The sequence below is a fragment of the Cryobacterium sp. 10I1 genome, from assembly GCF_035019805.1.
GTDB lineage: Bacteria > Actinomycetota > Actinomycetes > Actinomycetales > Microbacteriaceae > Cryobacterium > Cryobacterium glucosi.
Window position 1 is genome coordinate 1 of the sequence record NZ_JASJVF010000653.1, and the last position, 271, is coordinate 271.

The following is a 271-nucleotide window of genomic DNA, read 5'->3' on the forward strand; positions in this document are numbered from 1 at the left end:
ACTTCCCCCGACCTCCCTGGCCATCCGCAGGGTCTCCAGAATGCGGTCGGCCACCGGATCGGCAAGGCCGGCCTTGAGCCGGTCGACGGAGTAACCGAAACTCCCGGTCGCGCGGTAGTCGCGGGCGAAGTCGGCGAAGGCGGCCCTCGTCGGCACCGGCCCGGATTCGGCGAGCGTGCTGATGCTGTCGGGCAGGGCGAGGCCGGAGCGCACGCCCGAAACCAGGTGGTCGACGACGTCCGGCCAGACCGTACGGTGCGAGCGCCGCCGC

Annotated in this window: 1 protein-coding gene; it reads right to left on the reverse strand. The window is 72.3% G+C overall.

Annotated elements, in window-relative coordinates:
- The coding region (locus QN345_RS20190) for a type II secretion system F family protein (protein ID WP_416347693.1) at positions 1 to 271 on the reverse strand (271 nt) is incomplete at both ends.